Here is a 15293-nt window from a genome sequence, read left to right on the forward strand (position 1 = left end):
GGCGGCAGGGGGCGCGTCGTCGCGACGGGGTCGGGCGTCGTCGGTTCGTTGACGTCGAGTTGGCGTCAACGAAACATTGACAACGAGTGTGACGAGTTCGGGCGTTTCGTCCGGCACCCCCGTCGCAGCGCACCGCAACGGTGACGGGCTGATCCCCCGTGGCGGCCGTCCCGGGCATAGGTTGGTCGGCGTGAAGGTCCTGTTGCTCGAAAACATCCACCCCGGCGCCGCCGAGGCGTTCGAACGCGCGGGCTTCGAGGTCGAGACCCGGCCCGGCTCGCTCAGCGGCGACGAGCTCCTCGAGGCCGTGTCCGGCGTGCAGTTGCTCGGCATCCGATCGAACACCACCGTGACACCCGAGGTGCTCGACGCCGCCAAGGATCTGCTGGCCGTCGGCTGCTTCTGCATCGGCACCAACCAGATCGACCTCGAGGCGGCCGCCGAGCGCGGCATCGCCGTGTTCAACGCGCCGTACTCCAACACCCGCAGCGTCGTCGAGCTGGTGATCGGCGAGATCGTCGTCCTGGCGCGACGGCTCACCGAGAAGACCCAGCGGATGCACGAGGGGGTCTGGGACAAGTCCGCGAAGGGGGCGCACGAGTTCCGCGGCCGCACCCTGGGCATCGTGGGGTACGGCAACATCGGTACCCAGCTGTCGACGATGGCCGAGGCGATCGGCCTCCGCGTGGTCTTCTACGACACCGCGGACCGCCTCGCCCACGGCAACGCCCGCCGGATGCCGTCGCTGGACGCGCTGCTGGCCGAGTCCGACGTCGTCTCGATCCACGTCGACGGACGCCCGGGCAACGCCGGCCTCTTCGGCGCCGACCAGTTCGCCACGATGAAGCCCCGCTCGATGTTCATCAACGCCTCCCGCGGCATGGTGATCGACGAGCAGGCGCTGCGGGAGAACATCCTCTCGGGCCACATCGCCGGTGCCGCCGTCGACGTGTTCCCGGTGGAGCCGAAGGCCCAGGGCGACACGTTCGAGTCCCCGCTGCGCGGGCTCGACAACGTCATCCTGACCCCGCACATCGGCGGCTCCACCCAGGAGGCGCAGGAGGGCATCGGCCACTTCGTGTCGGCGAAACTGGTCGACTTCGTGACCGGTGGTGCCACTCCCCTGTCGGTCAGCCTGCCCAACGTCGGCGCCCCGAATCCGGCCGGCGTGTTCCGCATGGCGTACCTGCACACCAGCAAGCCGGGGGTGCTGGCCGACATCAACCGGCTGCTCGCCGACGCCGGGGTCAACGTCACCGGTCAGTCGCTGTCGACCTGGGGCGACCTGGGCTACGTGCTGACCGACACCGACCGTGTCCTCCCCGACGACGTGCTCTCCGCGCTGGGGAGGGCCGCGCAGACGGTGTGGCTGCGCTCGTTCCCGCTCTGACTCAGGCGCAGGCGCCGAACGCCTCGACGTCCGACGGGTGCATCGGGCCGTGCTCGCCGTGATGCACCACGAAGTCGACCCGGCTCGGGCGGCGGAACAGTCCGCCGCCCGACGGGCGCCGGTACACCAGCGGCGCGCACCGGTACCCGAACAGCGCCCGTGCCCAGCCCTCGGCCTCACCCCGGGGCAGGACGGTGCCGTCCCGGGTCGCGACGGTCAGCTCCCAGATCCCGACACCCGCGGCCGGAGCCTCGTCGTCCGGTGCCGTCGACGCGACCAGGACCAGCCCGGACCCGCCGCGCAGGGCCGTGACCTCGACCTCGCTGCGGTGGCGGTCCGGCACCGGATGCGGATACGGGTGGGCGAGCAGGCCGACCCGCAGCCGGGTCACGTCGTCCCCGTACCGCGCCTGGATCACCTGCGCGAGATCCACCGATCGTTTGCGGCGCAGGTCCGCGTTGACCAGGCCGGTCTCGACCGTCATGCCCGTGGCCCCATTTCCGTCCCCGCGACGGCGGCGGACGGCGGCCCCCGTGCGGGCCGCCACCCACGGGACGTGCGTCGGCCCGCCGCAGCGGGGCGGCCGGCGCCCCGGTGGAGGACCGTCGAACGGTCTGGCGTCGGCGCCGTGTTCTACGGCTCGTAGAGTATTCTAGATCACACTCCGCGCACAGGCGAGGGCGGGATCACATGATCGCCGGGTCACACCCGTCCGGCCGAGCGTGACGGGTCCAGCACCAGCACCATGTGGACGCTGTTCGGGTCGTCCGGGTAGTCCGCGAACGGCGGGCAGGGGGTGAACCCGTGCCGGGCGTAGAGCCGGCGGGCCGGGGCGAAGAACTCCATGGAGCCGGTCTCCAGGTGCAGCGTGCGGTACCCGCGCCCGCGGGCGACGTCGATCAGGTGGACGAGGAGCCCGGCCGCGACGCCCCGCCCGCGCGCCGCCGGTGCCGTCCGCATCGACTTGATCTCGCCGCCGTCCGGGCCGAGCTCCTTCAGGGCACCGCAGCCGAGCAGCGTGCCGTCGTCGTCGCGGACCGTCCAGACGGTGACGTCAGGGCCCCGCAGGCCGTCGAGATCGAGCGCGTGGGTGCTCTCCGGCGGCGACTGCGCCCGCATGTCGGCGAGATGCCCGGAGAGGAACTCCGCGATCTCCGTTCCGGCGAGGTCGTCGATCACCATGTGCACCCGGACACTCTGCCGCACCCGTCCGCCACGCCCGGCGTGTCGTGCGGGTTCCGCGGCCCGGCGGACCCGTCGTTATGCTCGCGACGACGCCGGAGCGACTTCCGGTCGGCGACGCGAGAGGAACGGCAGTGGCGAAGGTCGAGACGGTCCGGCTCGTCGACGACATCAGCGGCGACGAGGCCGACGAGACCGTCGACTTCGGACTCGACGGCCGGCGGTTCCGGATCGACCTGACCTCCGCCCACGCCCGCGCCCTGCGCGAGGGGCTCGCGCCCTTCCTGGGCGCCGCCCGCTCCGCCGGGTCGGCCCGCGACCACGGCCGCACGGCACCGGCCGCCACGCCGGGTGGTGCCGGGGCCGGGTCCGCGGGTGCCGCTCCCGGGGCCGAGGGCTCCGGTGCCGCCGTCCGTGAGCACAACCGCGCGGTCCGGGAGTGGGCCCGGGAGAACGGGTTCACCGTCTCCGAGCGGGGCCGCATCCCGTCCGAGGTCGCCGAGGCCTACCGGCGGGACGAGGCCGCCGCGTCCGGCACGACCGCGGGCACGACCACGACCGCGGGCACGAAGCCCGCCCGCACGGCCGGGCCGACCACGACGGAACCGGCCGCCGAGAAGCCCGCCACCACGGAGGCGAGCGCCGTGGAGCAGGCACCCGAGCCGGTCGCGGCACCCGCCACCCGGCAGTCGACGGCTCCCGCGGTCGAGTTCAGCGGCTGACCGGCGGGAGGCACCGGCGATGGCGGTGGCCGCGGCCGCGACCTGGGTGTGGCTCGGCATGGTGCTGGCGATCTCGTTCCTGGAGGCGCCGCTGAAGTTCCGCGCGCCGGGGATCACGACCGCACTCGGGGTCGGTATCGGGCGCCTGGTGTTCCGGGCGCTGAACGTCGCCGAGCTCGTCCTGCTCGCCGTCGTCGCGGTCGCGCTGGTCGTCGCCGGGACACCGGTCCCGGCGTCCCTGCTCGCGGCGGCCGCCGCCGTCGTGCTCGCGGTCCAGCTCCTCGTGGTGCGCCCGGCACTGACGCGGCGTTCGAACGTGCTGCTGCGCGCCGGGAGCGCGGCGCCCGGGCCCCGTTCGCCGGCCCACCTCGGCTACGTCGCGCTCGAGCTGGTCAAGGTCGGCGTGCTCGTCGCGCTCGGCGTCGGCGCCCTGTCCTGAGGCGCTGTCACGTCGCGCTGCCCGGGGAGACGGGTCGCCCCGGGCAGCGCGACGCGTGTCAGCGGCTCGGCGACGGGATGCCGGGCGGCGGGGCCGGCAGCGGCCCTGGGCTGTAGAGCCCGGACCGGAGGACGTCGGAGCGTTCCAGCGTCGGCCGCACCGCGTTCGGGCGGTAGGGCTGGATCGCCTGGACCTTGCCCCAGTCCCGGCCCGGGTCGCCCTCCAGGTAGGTCGGCAGCTCGTTCTGCTTTCCGATCACCGTGATCCAGCCGAGCGGGCCGCCGGCCTGCGGCGTCGACCAGCCCTCGCCGTCGACCCGCATCCGGCTGCCGTCGGCCTGCAGCCGGTAGGCGGGGACCTCCGCGATCCCGCCGGCGGTGGAGAACGGGCGCAGGCAGGGGCTCGCCAGCGACACCGGGTACTCGAGGAACATCGCCTGGTTCCCGACGACCGCCGACAGCGGCGCCAGCTGCGGGGCGCGCAGCGGGGCCACCGCGAGCCACCCGTCGGCCCCCAGCGAGTTGTCCTGCGCCACCAGCCGGACCTCGGTCGCGGCGCGGGCGGCCTCCGGCAGGTCGAACCGCAGCTCACGCCACGGCATCTCCTCGCCGCGGCCGTCGTCGAGGGTGGTCTGCTCGACCACTCGCACCCGGCCGTCGGACAGTCTCGTCGCGTACTGCACGGTCAGCTTGTTGCCGCCGCCCAGCCGGCCCGCCGCCGTCACCACCAGCGGGGTGGCGCCGGCGCGCTGCTCGGCGGTCAGCTGCGTCCACGGGGTGCGCAGCGTGCCGGTGCCGCGACCGGACGAGTCGTAGCTGCCGAAGGCCGGGGCGGCGTCGCTGCCCAGCCCGCCCGAGAGCACGTACTCGAACCCGGAGACCCCGGACCCGCCGCCCGTCGGCGGGACACCGTCGCGGCGGAAACCGGAGCCTCCGCTGGTCGGTTCGAGCAGCTGGGCCTCCGGGCTGTTCGCCGGGACGACGCCGGGCGGCAGCGGCGCGGGAGTCGCCGTCGACTCCCCCGGCGGGGGCGGCGACGCGACCGTCGGCAGCAGGTCGGGGTTGGCCGGGGTCGCCATGCCCGTCGGTTCCGGGGCGGGTGCGAGCACGCCGTCGGCCGGGCGCCGCTCGGCGAACACCTGGCTCGCCAGGCCACAGGACCCGCCGAGCGGGTTCGACAACGCGTCGGAACCCATCGACCAGGTGCCCGAGCGGGCCTGCATGGCCGCGCCCATCGACCACAGGTTGAACGTGACGAGCAGAGCGCACAGCACGGCCAGCGGGGCCGACGTCAGCCGCAGCCGCCGCGTGGCGTCCAGCGCGGCCGACGCGTCGCGGCGCCAGTCGCGGGCCCGCCACCAGCGCCCGATGAGCGGCAGCCGTCCGATCGCGCGTTCGAGCCCGGCGAGCTGGTCGGGGTGCCGGTCCTCGCGGATCCCCCGCAGGTGCTCGACCCCGGCGCCCGCGGCCAGCAGCAGCGCGACGACCAGCAGCACGCTCGACGCCTCGTAGCCGCCGATGAGGACCTGCTGGTCGGCCCAGGGCACACCCCAGTTGTTCGTGTACCACCAGGTGTTGGGCCCGGCCGCGGACAGCGCCGCCACGAGGAACGCGGCCGCCAGGAACGCGAGCCGGTTGCGCAGCGACCGCAACGCGTCGGACCCGGTCGCGATGGCCGCCAGCGCGACCATCCCGGCGCCGAGGCCGACGAGGTCGCCGAAGTGGTGGGTCCACTTGGTCGGGGTCATCGCGAAGATCAGCAGGGCGATGACGGTGCTGCCGACGAGCCGCTGGGCCGGCCCGAGCGCCGCGCCGGGGATCCGGTTCCGCCGGATCAGGACCACGACGCACGCGAGCGTGCAGAGGATGACGAGCAGGATCGGGAACCGGCGGGCGATCGACCCGTCGGCCAGGCTGCCGAACAGCGGCGCGTACCGCTGCGCGATCTCGGAGTACCAGGGCCAGTCCGGCCCGACGTCGGACCGGATCCGGGTCGAGTCGATGACCGCGGCCCAGCTCTGGTCCGCCCAGGCGATCATCAGGATCGCGGTGCCCGAGGCGAGCAGCGGTGCCAGCACCGACACCGCGCCGAACGTCCGGACCCGGGTCGCGAGCAGCTGCCACAGCGGCCGGATCCCGGCCAGGAACGGGGCGATCGCGATCAGCCCGGCCGGGTTCGCGCCCACCGCCATCGAGGCCGCGAACAGGCCGAGCGCGACCGGCAGCGTCCGCTGCAGCGCGATCGCGCGTTCCACGCACACCAGCGCGAGCAGCGAGCAGACCACGACGACCGGCTCCGGCCGCAGGCCCGAGTTGTAGGCCATCCAGAACGCGAGGAACGTCATCGCCGCGGCCCAGGTCGCCGCCCGGGACCGGCGGGCCTGGCGCCCGAGGCGGGGCAGCAGGCCCCGGGAGACCAGCCACCACGCCGTCACACCCATCAGGACGCCGGGCAGCCGCAGCCACAGCAGCGAGTCGGAGACCTGCACCCACAGCGCGTAGAGGTCGTAGAACCAGCCGAACGGCGCCTCCGCGGCGTTGTACCAGCGGTAGTAGTTGCCGACGTAGCCGGAGGTGGGCACGTCGCGCACGATGCCGAGGGTGAAGCCGTCGTCGGAGGTCTGGCCGCCGATCGCGGCCCAGAGCCCCAGCACGCCCACGACGGTGACGTCCACCGGGCGCGGTCGCGCACGGGTCCACCAGCGACGCAGCCGGGGCGGCCAGCGCTCGGCCATCCCGCCGGCCTCCCGGCCGGCGCGGTGCGGGCGCCGCCCGAGGTGCCGGTCCACCCCGGCGAGGGCGAGCAGCGACCCGACCAGGGCGAGGCTCGCGACGGCGGTGGCGAGCGACTTCCACACCGACGGGCTGGTGTCGAACCGGGTGTCCGGGCTGATCCGGACGGACGTGCCGGCCAGCGGGTCGGCGGCCCCGTCGAGGTCGGAGTAGACGCCGACCGACTGGGGCCGCAGGTCCCCGGGGAAGGTCTGCGCGCCGGAACCGAGGTCGACCGTCGTCTCCTCGGCGTCCGAGGAGATCCTGATCTCCGACGGCCCGTCGCGCAGCGGAGCCGCGGACAGCTGCTCGCCCCGGTTGACCAGGGTCAGCTGGCCGTCGCCGACCGTGAGCACCATCCCGGACCGCGCGCCCTCGGGAGACTCCGGCGGCACGGTCGACAGCACGGTCGCCGATGTGGCGCTGCGCTCGTCGAGACTGCGGATCGCCTCCGCGGGCACGGCGACCGACATGGACTCGGGACGCAGCGCGACCAGCGGGGCGTTGACGTCCTGTGCACCGGTGGCCTGCGACGGCCAGACGATCGTGTTCTCGTGCTGCACCACGGGGAGGAAGGGCACCGCAACGGCCAGGACGACGGCGAGCAGGCCGAGCCCGCCCGCCCACCGCAGGCGACGTGTGTCACGTGACGTGTCGACCTGCTCCCGTTCCGCGACCCTCGGTTCCTCGGTGAGCACCGAACGACGGTAGCGACCCGGCTCCGTGCGACACCCGGAGCCCCCGTCCCGTGACCGGGGCCGGTCAGCCCACCGGGCCCCGGTGCCGGTCGCGGAAGCGTGTGTCGTGCAGCCACCAGCCGAGCACGCGGGTGATCCAGGGCAGCACGAGGTAGACCATGATCGGCGTCAGGACGATCGTCGTGACCGCGATCCGCGGCACGACGTGCCAGTCGGCGAGCAGCGCTCCGAGGGTCACGGTCGCGAGCAGGTTCATCGGGAAGAAGACGAGCCAGATCGTCGTCGCCTGCTTCCAGCGGGGCGGGGTCGGCTGCGGCGGCCCCGCCGTCTCGACCTTCTCGGCCTCGTCGAACCAGCCCTCGATGCCGGTGCGGCGCTCGCTGCGCGTCATCTCGGCCAGGCCCTGCGCCGACCCGAGCCACCAGCGGCGCTCCGGGGCGGCCTCCCAGCGGGCGAGCGACTCGTGCGAGTCGAACCGGGCGAGCATGTGCCACTCGTCGGACCCGCCGCGGGTGCGGACCCAGCCGCCGCCGAGGAATCCGGGGAAGCCCTCCGCGAGGAGCAGGCCGGACCGGATCCAGGCGGTCATCTCGGTGGCGTGCCCGGGATCGGCCCGGCGGGTGAAGGAGACGGTGACCGGTGCGGTGGACGCGGCGGCGGGGGTGGTGCCGCCGGTCCGGGTATCGATGTCGGTGGACATGGACGCATGGTGACGGCTGCGGGCCCCGCCGCGCACCGTGGCCGCACGACATCACTGCGGCGGGCCGGGGAAGCCCGGGCCCGGGGCCACGGGGCCGGTCAGCGGCCGGTGGCCCGGACGAGGCGTTCCTCGGCGTCGACGCCGGGGCCCACCTCGGGGAACCGGGTGAGGAACCACAGGCCCACGACCCACCAGCCGCCGACGATGATCCACTCGGGCGCACCGAGCGCGGCGGGCATCCCGGGCAGGTACAGCGAGAACAGGACGAGCCCGGCGACGGCCGCGACCGTCCCGACCACCGGCCCCCCGCTCACCCGGAACGGCCGCTCCAGCGCCGGCTCGCGCCGACGCAGCACCAGGAACGTCACCGCGACCATCGTGAAGCCCATGGTGATCGTGATCCCGCCGGCGTTCACCAGCCAGGTCAGCATGCTGTCGCCGAACAGCGGCGCCAGCACCGACAGGCCGCCGATGAACAGCACGGCGTGCGACGGCGTCCGGTGGCGCGGGTGCACCACAGCGAACCAGCGCGGCAGCATCCCCGAGGCCGCCATGGCGTACACCAGGCGGCTCGCGCCGATGAGGAAGGCGTTCCAGCTGGTCAGGATGCCCGCGATGCCGCCGAGCACGAGCAGCGTGCCGAACGCCGGGTGCCCCCACAGCGTCGCCATCGCGTCGGCCGCGGCGAGCTGCGAGCCCGCGAGCTCGTCGTCGCCGAGCGCGGCACCGGTGCCGAGGACGATGACCACGTAGAACGCGATCGCCATCAGGACGGAGACGACCAGCAGCCGTCCGATGTGGCGTTCGGGGAGCCGGATCTCCTCGGCCGACTGCGGGATGACGTCGAACCCGACGAACAGGAACGGCACGGCGACGAGGACGCCGAGCATCCCGGCGACCCCGCCGGTGAACCACGGTTCGGCCGTGGCGGCGCTGCCACCCGCGGCGATGCCGGTGAGCATCACGAACGCCACGCCGACCAGGAAGGCCACCGCGACCGTCTGGGCGACGGCGGCGGGCCGGATCCCGATGTAGTTGAGCCAGGTGACGACGACGGCGCCGGCGATCCCGACCAGCGCCCAGGTGGCGTGGACGTCGTAGCCGGCGACCGTCCACAGGAGCCCGGCCTGCAGGTCGGGGAACAGATAGAGCGCGGTCTCCGGGAGCGCGACCGCCTCGAACGCCACCACCGACAGGTAGCCGAGCACCATCGCCCACGACGCGACGAACGCCCACCTCGACCCGAGCGCGCGCAGCACGTAGTGGTGCTCGCCGCCGGCCTTCGGCATCGCCGAGACGAGCTCGGCGTAGGTGAGGCCGACGACGGCCATCACCCCGCCACCCAGGACGAAGGCGAGCGCGGCGCCGGCCGTCCCCGCACCGGAGACCCAGTCCCCCGCGAGCACCACCCAGCCGAAGCCGATCATCGCTCCGAAGCCGACGGCGAGCACGTCCGCCCGGCCGAGCACCTTCACGAACCCCTGGTCGTCCTGTCGGGTCACGTGCCCTCCCCCGGTACCGGTGATCCGGGCATTCCACCCGACGGGCACCCGTCGCGTCGAGGGTCACGGCGATCCTCGGTGGACCGGCGGCCCGGCTCCCCCGTCGTGGCGGGGTGCGGTGGTCGTCGTTTCGTTGACGATCGGCTGGCGTCAATGAAACATTGACATCGTGAACATCGAGGAGGCCCAGCGGTGGCTGGAGCGTGCCGACCCGTCCATCGCCCGGAAGCGGCAGTCCCTGCCCGAACAGCTGGAGGACATGAAGACCCGGGCCGCCGAGGGCGTGCTGACCCGTGACGCCGCCGCGGCCTGGTACGCGCTCGTCCAGGAGATGCACCGCCTGGCCGACGCCTACGAACGCGATCTCATCCGGACCCTGCGGTCGGACGGCCTGACCTGGCAGCAGGTGGCCGACGCCGTGCAGGCGCAGATGTCGAGCAGGCAGGCCGCACAGGCCAAGTGGAAGCGCCTCATCGACCCCACCCGGCGCACCACCAACGGCAACATGCGTCGCGGCGGGCGCCCGCCACAGGACTCCCCTCCCGCCTGAGCGCGGTGCCCGTCGGCGGCCACTCCCCTCACCCGGACGGCCGCATGTGGTCACGGCCCGCAACCTTCCGGGTCCGTCCTCGTTGTACCGCTCGGTAACCGGTGCGAGGAGGCGGCGAGCATGGACCGACGGCGATGGGGCGCGATCGCGGCGATCGCACTGGCGACGGTGGTCGTCGGTTCGGCGCTCGTGACGCCCGTGGCCCGGGCGGCCACACCGGCCACACCCGGCCCGGCACCCGCCGCCGGCTCCGCCCCGGCGCTGCCCGGTCAGGACCTGCTGGACCCGTCCCCGGCCGGGTCGAACGACTGGGACTGCGAACCGGGCGCGGACCACCCGAACCCGGTCGTCCTCGTGCACGGGCTGTCGGCGAACCAGGCGAACAACTGGGCCTACATCGCGCCCCGGCTGAAGCAGCGCGGCTACTGCGTCTTCTCCCTCACCTACGGCCACAACCCGCTCGCCGCACCGCCGCTCACCCAGGTCGGCGGTCTCGCGCCGATGGAGGCGAGCGCCGCGGAGCTCTCCGACTTCGTGGACCGGGTCCTCGACGAGACCGGCGCGGAGAAGGTCGACATCGTCGGCCACTCCGAGGGCTCGCTGATGCCGAACCACTACGTGAAGTTCCTCGGCGGCGCCGAGCACGTCGACCGGTACGTCGGCATGACCCCGCTGTGGGACGGCACGAGCACCGCGGGGCTGGCGCTGCTGAACCGCACCGGTGAGCAGCTGGGGCTCGGCCCGGCGATCGGGCTCGCGCTCGACCCGCTCTGCGCGTCGTGCCGGCAGTTCCTGCGCGGCTCGGACTTCCTCGCCGAGATGAACTCCGGCGGCGGGCCGCGGGTCGACGGCGTCGACTACACGATGATCCTCACCCGCTACGACGAGCTGGTCGTGCCCTACACCTCGGGGCTCATGGACGGCGCCGACAACATCGTCCTGCAGGAGGGGTGCCCGACCGACCTGGCCGAGCACGTCGCCGTCGCGTTCGACCCGGTCACGTTGCAGCACATCACCAACGCGCTCGACCCGGACCACGCACAGCCGGTCCGGTGCCTCCCCGTGGGACCGGACGCACCGCCCGCCACCGCCTCGTCGTAGCGGGCACCACCGCGCCGCACGGGACCGTCGGTGCCCCGTGCGAGGCTGGCACGGTGAGCGCCGACGTCAGCACGCCCGAGGACCTGATCGCCGCGGCACGGAGCGGGCAGCCGGTCCACGGGCCCGTCCTGGACGAGTGCGACCTGCGCGAGACCGACCTCGCCGGGCTCGAGCTGCACGGTGGTTCGCTCGCCGGGGCCGACCTGCGCGGGGCGCGGCTGGACCGGGCCCGCATCACCGGCACCTCGCTCGCCGCCGTCGACCTGCGCGAGGCGGACCTGACCGACGCCGTGCTGTCCGGTGTGGACCTTTCGGGCGCACGCTTCGCCGGGGCGGTCCTCGGCGACACCCGCTTCGACGGCTGCCGGATGATCGGGGTCTCCCTGCGCGGCATGCGCGGCCTGACGGCGTCGTTCACGCTGTCGGGCTGCAACCTGCAGATCGCCGACCTCCAGGACCTGAGCCTGCGTGGACTGCGGATCTCCGGGTGCGACCTGTCCGAGGCCGACCTGTCGGGCGCCGACCTGCGCACCGTCGGCTTCGAGCGGTGCCGGCTGCGGGGGACGGTGCTGCGCGCCGCCCGGCTGGAGGAGGCGGACCTGCGCACGTGCGACCTGGGTGAGGTCACGCCCGACACCCCGGGCGCGCTGCGGGGCGCGATCATCTCGTCCGCGCAGGCCGGCGCGATCTGTGCGGCGCTCGGCCTCACCGTGCTCGAACCGGCCGGGTAGCGGTCAGCCCGGCTCGCTGTCCTGCACCTGCCCGGCCACCCACGGGTCGACCTCGCAGTCGGGATCGTCCGGGCCGGCGAGGCTGAGCGGGCCGAGCTGCAGGAGGTCGGCCGACCGGCACTGCTCACCCGGATCCGCCACGGGCTCCGAGTCCGCCGGGACCACCGCCCGCGACGACGCCGCCGCCTGCTCCTGGCGTTCGGCCTCCGCGCGGTGGTAGTCCGCCAGCTCGGAGTCACCGGCGGCCCGCGCGCGCTCGGCGCGCTCGTCGGCCTGTGCGCGGAGCTCGTCGGCGACGGTGCTGACCCGGTCCGCCGACGCGGTCTCGGCGGCCTCCCGCGCCAGCGCGGCGTCACGGGCGCCGGCGACGGCGTCGATCGCGGTCTCCCCACGCCCGGGCAGCGCGCCGGACGCCGTGGCGCCCGGGAGTTCGGGCTCCGCCGGTGGTGGCAGCGTGGTGGCCACCGCGGCCGGGCCGATCGGCTGGGGGGCCGCCCCGGCCAGCAGCCCGGTCACGAGACCGGCCCCGCCGACCAGCGGGACCGTGCCCAGCAGGGCACGGCGGGCGGGGGTACTGCCTGGACGTCGGTGCCTACCGCTCATGTGATCGCCTCCAGTCCCGCCTTCCGTATCCCGTTCGGGACGGGTCGAAACACCGGATCCCGGTCAGCCGTCCTGCATCTGCAGCAGCTGGTCGTCGATCCAGGGGTCGCGGGACCGCTCCCGCCCCTGGTCGTCGACGTAGCCGCAGTCCCTGTTGGTGATCATGTCCGGGTTCTGCGGGTCGTCGAACCTCGGCGGGCCGTCGAGGTCGCAGACGCCGGTCCCGATGCCGCCGGCCGGACCGGGGTCCGCGTCGCCCTCCGCCGTGCCGTCGTCCGTGCCGTCGTCCGTGCCGTCGTCCGTGCCGTCGTCCGTGCCGTCGGTCGTGCCGTCGGTCGTGCCGTCGGTCGTGCCGTCGGTCGTGCCGTCGGTCGTGCCGTCGTCCTCCGCCGTGTCACCCGACGCCCGGTCGGTCGCGGCCCGGGCCGCCGCGGCAGCGGCGTCGGCCGCCCCGCCGGACGCCGGCAGGGTGATCGGCGGAGCCGTCCGGGGCCGGAGCGGGGCGGACAGGGCGGCCGTCCCCGGGCCGGACCGGGGTGCATCGGCCCCCCGCTCGGCGAGCAGCCCTCCTGCGGTCACGACGGCGACGACGGTCGCCACCACCCCGACGGCCGCGACCAGCGGGAGCACGACGTGTGCGGTCCACGGGGACCCACGCCGCTCGGCCCGCGGCACGCGATTACGTCCGCCCATCAGGACCCTCCCCGGCACGACCGAACGGCGTAGTGGTCAGCGATGATGGCGCGAACCGGAGTGCGGCGCGAGCGGCCCGGCCGCCGCTCACCCACACGGGTCCCGGCGCGGACGCCGGGGCCGCGCTACACGGCGCCCTCGGCCGCGGGCGACGGGCGGGGCGGTGCGCCCGGTCCGGTGCCGTCCGGGGTCCCGCCCGCCGGGGGCGGCGGAGGTCCGGCCGGGGCTGCCGGGGTGCCGGCCGGCGGCGGCGCCGACGGGGCCGGCGCCTGCCGGGCCCGCTGCTCCGCCCGTTCCCGGTCGCGCCGCTCCTGCGCGGCCCGCTCCTCGGCGGCGCGCTGCTGATCGGCACGCTGCTGATCGGCACGCTGCTGGTCCGCACGCTGCTGATCCGCACGCTGCTGATCCGCACGCTGCTCGGCGGCCTGCCGCTCCTGCGCGCGCTCGCGTCCGGCCCGCTGCGCGGCCGCGCGCTGCTCCGCCCGCCGGGCCTCCTGCGCCCGCTCCTGCGCCACCGCGCGTTCGTCGGCCACCCGGACGGCAGCGGCGCGTGCCGCGTCCCCGGCGGCCCCCGCTGCCGCCGTCTCGCGTGACCCCGCCCCCGCCGTGGCGGGCGGCCGCGCCCGCAGGTCGGGCGAGGCCTCCATCACGCCCCCGTCCGTGGCACCCTCCGGCGACGAGGCGGGCGGGCCGCCCGCGAACGTCGGGACCGGCACCGACAGTCCGGTGCGCTGCCCGGCCGGAGCGTTCCCGCCCAGCGGCCCCGTCCCGACCGCCGCGGCGAACGAGGCCGCCAGCAGGACCGGTACGACGCCGGCGAGCACCGTCCGCAGACGCCGCGCGGGCCGCCCGCCGCCGGTCACGGATCGCGTGGCGTGACCGGCGGCGGGAGCCCGGTCCCCGGGCCGCGCGACGGGCTCCGGCGGAGCCTCCCGCAGCGGGTCCGGCCCGTTCGGGCCGCCCGGCGGTGCCGCCTCCGGCGCCTCCGGCGCGCCCGGGACGGAGTGCCGGCCCGGCATCAGCCACATTCCGATGAGCCGTTCGGCGCAGTCATACCCATGATCGTGACGGCTGTCCGGCGCCCCGGTCATGCGCCGATCGGGTGGGTCCGGCCGGTCCGGGCCGGTTCAGCGGGTGACGTCGACGAGCGGGCCGGGCCGTCCGGTGACGCACGGCACGCGGTGACCGGATGCGGAGGGCGGCGCCGGCGCCGACAGCGGGGCTCGGACGGGCCGGGTGGCGGCGCCCGCTCAGTCGCCGATCAGCGACAGTGCGGGCCCCGGGACGCGTACCTCGACGTCCTGGGACTCCAGCACCTTCAGCCGCAGCCGGACCAGGGCGTCGTCGGAACCCCGGTCGTCGTCGCGGGCCGATCCACCGGAGCCGGAGCCGTCGGACGGGTCCTGGTCGGCCGGCTCGGAGCGGCTGCCCGGAGCCGACGACGGGGACGGCTCCGCCGAGCGCTGCTGCGGGACCGTGTTCTGCTGCGGGGCGCTGGGCTCCTGCGGGGCGCTGGGCTGCTGCATGGCGCTGGGCTGCTGCGGGGTGCTGGGCTGCTGTGCGGCCGGGGTACCGGTGGGACCGGCGGAACGCTGCCGGGGAACGGCGACGGGGTCGGCCGGCCCGGTGGCGGTGTCCCGTCCGGTGGCCGTGCCCGATCCCGACGCGCGGTCGTGCCCACCGCCGGAGGAGCTGCCCCCGGACGCGGACCCGCTGCCCGACGACGAACCGCTCGACGAGCCGCTGGAGGAAGCGCTGGAGGACGAGCCGCTGCCCGGGGCGGCACCACGGTCCGGCCGAGCGCTCCGCGCACCGGACGACCCGTCCTGCGCCGTTCCGGCGGAGCGGTCGGATCCGGCGGCGCGCGGTACCGCTCCGGCGGCCGACCCCGCGGCCCCGGCCGGATCGGGCGCCGGTGCCGCGAGCGGCGACGACTCGCCGGTCGTGCCCGGCCGTGGTGTCCCCACCGGGTCGGGCCCACCCGCCTCCGGCTCGGCCGGACGGGCGCCGGCGCGGTCGCCGACCATGCCACTGCCGATGACGACGGCCGCCGCCAGCGCGAGCGCGCCGATCGACGGCACTGCGACCGCCAGGATCTTCCTGACGAGCCCCGCACGAACGGTCCTCCGGTGCCTGCCGCTCATCTGCGTCCGCCGCCTCCCCGTGATCGGTGTGTGACCGAGCGTCGAGTGTGGACCAGATGATCGCGTT

Annotated in this window: 15 protein-coding genes; 6 read left to right on the forward strand and 9 right to left on the reverse strand. The window is 75.2% G+C overall.

Annotated features, from left to right (window positions below):
* Positions 1–190: 190 nt before the first annotated feature.
* Positions 191–1390 (forward strand): phosphoglycerate dehydrogenase, encoded by a 1200-nt coding sequence (serA, locus tag PP1_RS02210; protein ID WP_010232163.1) that lies wholly within the window; start codon positions 191–193, stop codon positions 1388–1390.
* A 1-nt stretch (position 1391) separates the two neighbouring features.
* Here serA and PP1_RS02215 read toward each other — a convergent pair whose 3' ends face one another.
* On the reverse strand, positions 1392–1874 hold the full coding sequence (locus PP1_RS02215; RefSeq protein ID WP_010232161.1) for a hypothetical protein: 483 nt from the start codon (positions 1872–1874) through the stop codon (positions 1392–1394).
* 218 nt (positions 1875–2092) lie between these two features.
* Complete coding sequence (locus PP1_RS02220) at positions 2093–2596, reverse strand: GNAT family N-acetyltransferase (protein WP_010232160.1); 504 nt, start codon at positions 2594–2596, stop codon at positions 2093–2095.
* Between the two features lie 110 nt (positions 2597–2706).
* Between PP1_RS02220 and PP1_RS02225 the strand changes: the two genes are divergently transcribed.
* Both PP1_RS02225 and PP1_RS02230 read left to right on the forward strand, forming a co-directional pair.
* On the forward strand, positions 2707–3294 hold the full coding sequence (locus tag PP1_RS02225) for a histone-like nucleoid-structuring protein Lsr2 (protein WP_060576061.1): 588 nt from the start codon (positions 2707–2709) through the stop codon (positions 3292–3294).
* A 19-nt stretch (positions 3295–3313) separates the two neighbouring features.
* On the forward strand, positions 3314–3733 hold the full coding sequence (locus tag PP1_RS02230; protein WP_010238148.1) for a hypothetical protein: 420 nt from the start codon (positions 3314–3316) through the stop codon (positions 3731–3733).
* 58 nt (positions 3734–3791) lie between these two features.
* Here the strand turns inward: PP1_RS02230 and PP1_RS02235 are convergent, their stop codons facing one another.
* The 3 genes from PP1_RS02235 to PP1_RS02245 all read right to left on the reverse strand — a co-directional run bounded on the left by PP1_RS02235 (position 3792) and on the right by PP1_RS02245 (position 9404).
* On the reverse strand, positions 3792–7202 hold the full coding sequence (locus PP1_RS02235) for an arabinosyltransferase domain-containing protein (protein ID WP_075314222.1): 3411 nt from the start codon (positions 7200–7202) through the stop codon (positions 3792–3794).
* Positions 7203–7266: 64 nt separating this feature from the next.
* Positions 7267–7902, reverse strand: a complete 636-nt coding sequence (locus PP1_RS02240) for an antibiotic biosynthesis monooxygenase (protein ID WP_010237016.1) — start codon at positions 7900–7902, stop codon at positions 7267–7269.
* A 98-nt stretch (positions 7903–8000) separates the two neighbouring features.
* A complete protein-coding gene (locus tag PP1_RS02245) occupies positions 8001–9404 on the reverse strand; it encodes an APC family permease (protein WP_010237014.1) in 1404 nt (467 codons plus the stop codon).
* Between the two features lie 169 nt (positions 9405–9573).
* On the opposite strand from PP1_RS02245, the gene PP1_RS02250 reads away from it, so the two are divergent.
* From PP1_RS02250 to PP1_RS02260, 3 genes are all read left to right on the forward strand, one after another.
* Entirely contained in the window at positions 9574–9954 is a 381-nt protein-coding gene (locus PP1_RS02250; protein WP_010237011.1) for a hypothetical protein, read from the forward strand.
* Positions 9955–10074: 120 nt separating this feature from the next.
* Positions 10075–11055, forward strand: coding sequence for an esterase/lipase family protein (locus PP1_RS02255; protein WP_010237007.1), 981 nt, complete (start codon positions 10075–10077; stop codon positions 11053–11055).
* A 53-nt stretch (positions 11056–11108) separates the two neighbouring features.
* Complete coding sequence (locus tag PP1_RS02260; RefSeq protein ID WP_075315072.1) at positions 11109–11786, forward strand: pentapeptide repeat-containing protein; 678 nt, start codon at positions 11109–11111, stop codon at positions 11784–11786.
* Positions 11787–11789: 3 nt separating this feature from the next.
* Here PP1_RS02260 and PP1_RS02265 read toward each other — a convergent pair whose 3' ends face one another.
* From PP1_RS02265 to PP1_RS02280, 4 genes are all read right to left on the reverse strand, one after another.
* Positions 11790–12389, reverse strand: coding sequence for a hypothetical protein (locus tag PP1_RS02265; protein ID WP_139323875.1), 600 nt, complete (start codon positions 12387–12389; stop codon positions 11790–11792).
* A 63-nt stretch (positions 12390–12452) separates the two neighbouring features.
* The gene (locus PP1_RS02270) at positions 12453–13082 is read right to left on the reverse strand and encodes a hypothetical protein (protein ID WP_170918895.1); all 630 of its coding nucleotides are present in this window, start codon (positions 13080–13082) and stop codon (positions 12453–12455) included.
* 125 nt (positions 13083–13207) lie between these two features.
* A complete protein-coding gene (locus PP1_RS02275) occupies positions 13208–14101 on the reverse strand; it encodes a hypothetical protein (RefSeq protein ID WP_139323874.1) in 894 nt (297 codons plus the stop codon).
* Positions 14102–14332: 231 nt separating this feature from the next.
* Positions 14333–15226, reverse strand: a complete 894-nt coding sequence (locus PP1_RS02280) for a hypothetical protein (protein ID WP_139323873.1) — start codon at positions 15224–15226, stop codon at positions 14333–14335.
* Positions 15227–15293: the final 67 nt, after the last annotated feature.

This window comes from Pseudonocardia sp. P1, from assembly GCF_000178675.2.
Lineage (GTDB): Bacteria > Actinomycetota > Actinomycetes > Mycobacteriales > Pseudonocardiaceae > Pseudonocardia.

Coding starts and splice junctions, on each gene's coding strand:
- PP1_RS02240 (WP_010237016.1), bottom strand. CDS start 7,902: ATGTCCACCGACATCGATACCCGGACCGGCGGCACCACCCCCGCCGCC.
- PP1_RS02265 (WP_139323875.1), bottom strand. CDS start 12,389: ATGAGCGGTAGGCACCGACGTCCAGGCAGTACCCCCGCCCGCCGTGCC.
- PP1_RS02275 (WP_139323874.1), bottom strand. CDS start 14,101: ATGCCGGGCCGGCACTCCGTCCCGGGCGCGCCGGAGGCGCCGGAGGCG.
- PP1_RS02230 (WP_010238148.1), top strand. CDS start 3,314: ATGGCGGTGGCCGCGGCCGCGACCTGGGTGTGGCTCGGCATGGTGCTG.
- PP1_RS02280 (WP_139323873.1), bottom strand. CDS start 15,226: ATGAGCGGCAGGCACCGGAGGACCGTTCGTGCGGGGCTCGTCAGGAAG.
- PP1_RS02215 (WP_010232161.1), bottom strand. CDS start 1,874: ATGACGGTCGAGACCGGCCTGGTCAACGCGGACCTGCGCCGCAAACGA.
- PP1_RS02255 (WP_010237007.1), top strand. CDS start 10,075: ATGGACCGACGGCGATGGGGCGCGATCGCGGCGATCGCACTGGCGACG.
- PP1_RS02270 (WP_170918895.1), bottom strand. CDS start 13,082: ATGGGCGGACGTAATCGCGTGCCGCGGGCCGAGCGGCGTGGGTCCCCG.